Raw genomic sequence first — 5648 nt, 5'->3', positions numbered from 1 at the left:
CTTCTCATCAGCCACGTGCTTCCACCTTTGTCAGAGTCGGGGTCGACGGGTCCGGGGACCCGTCACTCGATGCCGTCGATGAACGCGAACAGCTCGCCGTCGCTCGCGTCGTCGAGATCGCTGTCGTCGGTGCCGCGGGGCTCCGCGGCGCCGGGGTCGGCACCGACGGCGTTCAGGAGCCGATGGAGCCGTTCGGTGATCTTCTTGCGGACGTCGGGGTCGGACACCGCTTCCAGGGCGTCGAGCCGGTCCCGGAACCGGTCGAGGTCCTCCAGCAGGGGTTCGACCGGGGCCGAGGCCTCGGCGGCTGCGGTGCGCTCCACGACGTGGGCCGCCAGCGCACGGACGGAGGGGTGGTCGAAGACCACGGTGGCCGGCAGCCGCAACCCGGTCTCACCGTTGATCCGGTTGCGCAGCTCCACCGCGCTCAACGAGTCGAAACCCAACTCCTGGAAGGCCCGGTCCGGATCCACCTCCGTGTGGTCGGCGAAGCCCAGGGCCCGGGCGGTGTGGGACCGGACCAGGTCCAGCGCGGTCTCCGTCCGGCCCTCCTCGTCCAGGGCGGTCAGACGCCGGCCCCAGGAGGGGGCCTCGGCCTGTTCGGCGCCCACCCTGGCCAGGTCCCGGGGCCGGGCGCGCACCATCTCGCGCAGCACGGCGGGAACCTCGTCCCCCTCCGCACTCGGCCCGGAGCCGTGGAGCGCGACGGGGACCAGCAGGGGCCTGGGGTCGCGCAGGGACGCGTCGAGCAGTTCCAGTCCCTGCCGCGGTGTCAGCGGAACGATGGCCGTGCGGGACCGCCACCGGGCCAGGTCGGCCTCGTCCAGGGTTGCGGCCAGGCCCAGCGCGGCGTCCCACAGGCCCCAGGCCAGGGAGGTCGCGGGCAGCCCCTCGGCCCGGCGGCGCGCGGCCAGCGCGTCCAGGAACGTGTTGCCCGCCGCGTAGTTGGCCTGGCCCGGGGTCCCCGTGATGCCGGAGACCGAGGAGAAGAGCACGAACGCGGACAGGTCCAGGTCCCGCGTCGCCTCGTGCAGGTTCCACGCCGCGTCCACCTTGGGCCGCAGGACGGGGAGCGTCCGCTCCGGGACGAGGGATTCCACCGCCCCGTCGTCCAGGACCGCGGCGGCGTGCACGACGGCGGTGAGCGGGTGGTCGGAGGGGACGGACTCCACCAGCCGGGCCAGGGCGGCGCGGTCGGAGGCGTCCACGGCGGCGACGGTCGCCCGGGCGCCGGCCTCGGCCAGCCGGGCGACGAGGTCGCCGACCCCCGGGGTCCGCTCCCCCCGCCGGCTGCACAGCAGCAGGTGGCGGACGCCGTGCTCCTCGGCCAGGTGCTGCGCGACCAGTCCGCCGAGTCCGCTGGTGCCACCCGTGACGAGGACCGTCCCCTCCGGGTCCAGCGGACGTTGCGACCGCGCCGGGGCGGCCCCCGACCGGACCAGCCTGGGCACGTGGAGCGCGCCGGAGCGCACCGCGACCTGCGGTTCGCCGGTGGCCGCCGCCGCCCGGACCAGCGGGTCCGTGTCCTCGGAGCCGTCCGCGTCGATCAGCGCGAACCTGCCGGGGTGCTCGTTCTGGGCGACCCGGACCGCGCCCCACACCGCGGAGTGGGCCAGATCCGCCACGCCCTCGCCGTCGAGGACGGCGACGGCGCCGCTGGTGACCACCGCGAGACGGGAGCGGGCGAACCGGTCGTCCGCCAGCCAGCGGCGGAGGAGGGCGAGGGTCCGCACGACGGCGTCGTGGGTGGCGGCGGGCACGTCGGCGCCGTCCGCCGACATCCGGACCAGGACCGTTGCGGCCCCGGCCGCCGCGCCGGGATCGCGGCCGTCCCACCACACGGTGTGCCGTTCGTCGGGTTCGGGGGCCGCGACGGTGGGCCATCCGACCTCCAGGAGGGAGCCCGGAACGCCGTCGGCGATCCGCTCCTTGGGCACGGATCGCAGGGAGAGGGACCCGATCTCGGCCACCGGCCGGCCGGTGGGGTCGGTCAGGACCACCCGGTGGGCGCCCTGGCCCGCGGGGCTGATCCGGACGCGCAGGGCCGCGGCCCCGGCCGCGTGCAGGACCGCGTCCCGGATCTCGAAGGGCAGGAGCAGGCGGCCGTCGTCGAACCCGGCGGCGAAGAGCAGGGGGTGCAGGGCCGCGTCCAGGAGGGCCGGGTGCAGGTTGAAGGCGTGCGCGGAGCCCGCGTGGTCCCCGGGCAGCGCGACCTCCGCGCAGAGGTCCTCGCCCGCGCGCCAGGTCGCGGTCACACCGCGAAACGCCTCCCCGTACTCGTACCCCGCCTCGGCGAGCCGGTCGTAGGCGCCCTCCAGCGGTTCGGGGACAGCGTCCCCCGGCGGCCACCGAAGGCCCGGATCCGCCGGGGCCCGGCCGGTCCGGGTCAGGGTGCCCGTGGCGTTGCGGGTCCACGGCCGGGAACCGCTGTCCGCGCCCCCGGCCCGGGAGTGGACGGCCAGGGTCCGGCGGCCGTCGCGGTCGGGGCCCACCGTGACCTGGACGCCGACCTGCGCCTCCGTGTCCAGGCGCAGCGGCGCCTCCAGGAACAGCTCCTCCAGGTTGTCGCACCCCGTCCTGTGGGCGGCGGTGAACACCAGCGACAGGAAGGCGGTCGCGGGCACCAGGACCGTGCCGTGGACCGCGTGCCCGGCCAGCCAGGGGTGGTCGCCGACGGAGAAGGTGCCGGTGAAGACCCATTCGTCCCGGTCGGCCATCTCGACCCCGGCGGCCAGCAGCGGGTTGTCGGCCGTTTCGAGCCCGAGGGAGCGGGCGTCGCCCCCCGTGGCGGCCGGGGTGGCCGTGAGCCAGTAGTGCCGGCGCCGGAAGGGGTGGGTCGGCAGGTCGGCCGGGACCGCGGCGGGCAGGAACGGGGTCAGGTCCAGGTCCGCCCCGAAGGCGTGGCAGGCCGCCAGCCCCGCGAGCAGGGCGTCCGCGGACGCCCTGCCGCCGGGGGCCAGCGCGACCTCGGACAGTTCGCCCGGCGTCGCGGCGCGGACCGGGCCGGTGTCGTCGGTCCGGGGGCCGATCCCGACCAGGAGGGCCGTGTCCCGGTCGGCGAGGGCCTTGCCCAGGGCCTCCGCGGGGCCGGCGTCGGCCCGGTCCTGCCCTGTCCAGTAGCCGGCGGTCCCCACGTCCCCGGCCGCCACGGCCCCACCCGTGCGCAGGGAGAGGCACGGGATCCGGGGTTCACGGGCACCGGAGGCGGCGGAGGCGCGACCGGCGCCGTCCTGGGCGGGCAGCGCGGCGATCCGTACCGCGTCCGCGAGGGAGAGCACGCCCGCGGCGTGGAGCGCGGCGGGTTCCCCCTCGTCCGAGCCCAGGACCAGGTCCGGTGCGAGCCCGTGGGACTCCAGCAGGCGAAAGAGCGCGGTCTGCACGGTGAACAGGGCCACGGGCGCGTCGGCCGGGCCGCCGGCGGGGAACACCCGGTGGGCCGGCCTGGCCAGTACGCCCGCGACCTGGGCGGCGGTCTCCTCCAGCACGCGGGCGAGGGCCGGTACCGCGTCGGCCGCCCCGGACCACGCGCCGGGTTCCATCGCGTCCAGGCCCGGGAAGTGGAGGACGACCGCCGCCGGCCCGGAGCCGCCCCTCAGCAGGCCCGGGTGGGTTGTGCCCTCGGCCAGTGCGCGCAGCGCGGCGCGCATCGGCTCCGGACCGTCGCCGGACACCACGGCCCTGCGGGGCAGCGCGGCCCGGGAGACCACCAGGGCGGCGGCGACCCGGTCCGGGTCGGCCTCCCGCGCGGTCTCCGAGAGCCGATGCGCCCAGGCGCTCAGCCCGTCCTCGTCCCGCGCCGACAGCACCCAGGGCGCGGGGGCGGCCAGGGCCGCTCCCCCGTCCTGGGCCGGGGCGGGCTCCGCGCCGGTGTACTCCTCGATGACGGCGTGGGCGTTGGTGCCGCTGATCCCGAACGAGGAGACGGCGGCCCGGCGCGGGCGGCCGGTCTCGGGCCAGTCCCTCCCGGCCGCGAGCAGTTCGACCTCCCCGGCCTCCCAGTCGACGTGGGGGGTGGGCGCGTCCAGGTGCAGGGTTCCGGGGAGGCGTCCGCGGCGCACCGCCTGCACCATCTTGATGACCCCGCCGATGCCCGCGGCGGCCTGGGCGTGGCCGATGTTGGACTTGAGGGAGCCGAGCAGCAGCGGGTGCCCGTCGCGGCGGTCCCGGCCGTAGGTGGCCAGGACAGCGTCCGCTTCGATCGGGTCGCCCAGCGTGGTGCCCGTCCCGTGTGCCTCCAGGGCGTCCACGTCCGCGGGGGACAGCCGCGCGTCGGCCAGGGCCCGGCGGATCACGTCCTGCTGGGAGAGCCCGTTGGGCGCGGTGAGCCCGTTGGAGGTGCCGTCCTGGTTGACCGCGCTGCCGCGGAGCACCGCGAGCACGCGGTGGCCGTTGCGCCGGGCGTCGCTGAGGCGTTCGAGGAGGACGAGTCCGACGCCCTCCGCCCAGGCGGTGCCGTCGGCCCCGGCGGAGAAGGGCTTGCACCGGCCGTCCGGGGCCAGTCCGCGCTGTCGGGAGAACTCGATGAACATCCCCGGGTTGGGCATCACGCTCACCCCGCCGGCCAGGGCCATGGTGCACTCCTTCGAGCGCAGGGAGCGCGCCGCGCTGTGCAGGGCCACCAGGGAGGAGGAGCAGGCCGTGTCAAGGGTGAGGGCGGGGCCGCGCAGGCCCAGCTGGTAGGCGATGCGGCCGGAGGCGACGCTGGCGCTGCCGCCGGTGAGCACGTACCCCCCGGCCCCGTCGGCGGCCTCGTGCATCCGGGGCCCGTAGTCGGAGGCGGTGGCACCGACGAAGACGCCCGTGCGGGTGCCGGAGAGGGAGGAGGGGGACAGCCGCGCGTGCTCGACCGACTCCCAGGCGGTCTCCAGCAGGAGCCTCTGCTGGGGGTCCATGGCCAGCGCCTCGCGGGGGGAGATCCCGAAGAAGGCGGCGTCGAAGCCGCCCGCGTCGCGGAGGAAGCCTCCCCTGCGCACGTAGCTGGTGCCGTCCGCGTCGGGGTCGGGGTCGTACAGGTCCGGGTCCCAGCCCCGGTCCTGCGGGAACTCGGAGGTGGCGTCCACACCCTCCTCCAGCAGGCGCCACAGGGCCTCGGGCGAGTCGGCCCCGGGGTAGCGGCAGGCCATGCCGATGATCGCGATCGGGTCGTCCGCGCCGTCGGTGTCCTGGGCGGGCGGTTCCGGCTCCCCTTCCTCGGGCCGGATCCCGGCCAGCTCCTGTTCCAGGTGCTCGACCAGGGCCTCGGCGGTGGGCCGGGTGTAGAGCAGGGTCGCGGGCAGGGCGAGCCCGGTGGCGCGGCTGAGCCGGTTGCGTACTTCGACGGAGGCGGTGGAGTCGAATCCGAGCTCCTTGAAGGGCCGGTTCATGTCGGCGGTGCCGAACGAGGGCCGTTCGAGGAGGTCCGCGACGTGGGTGCGCACCAGGTGCTCCAGTTCGCGCCGGCGTTCCTGGCCGTCGGCGCGGGCCAGCCGGTTCAGCAGGCCGTCGCCGTTGCTGCCCGTGGTGAGGGCCTGCCGGTGGCGCTCCCCCAACCAAAACCGCCGACGCTCGAACGCATACGACGGCAACCCCACCCGCACACCACCCACAAACAACCCCGACCAATCCACCCCCACACCACGAACAAACACCTCACCCAACGACAACAAAAA

1 protein-coding gene is annotated in these 5648 nt (G+C 76.2%); it reads right to left on the bottom strand.

All coding sequences use genetic code 11. The features are described 5' to 3' along the window. Positions 1-62: 62 nt before the first annotated feature. Positions 63-5528, bottom strand: a complete 5466-nt coding sequence (locus ACFWTE_RS29550) for a type I polyketide synthase (RefSeq protein WP_378783210.1) — start codon at positions 5526-5528, stop codon at positions 63-65. Positions 5529-5648 lie beyond the last annotated feature (120 nt).

The sequence above is a fragment of the Nocardiopsis sp. NPDC058631 genome, from assembly GCF_042716955.1.
Lineage (GTDB): Bacteria > Actinomycetota > Actinomycetes > Streptosporangiales > Streptosporangiaceae > Nocardiopsis.
Note: the sequence above shows the minus strand (reverse complement) of the source record. Positions and strands in the feature narration are given on the sequence as shown.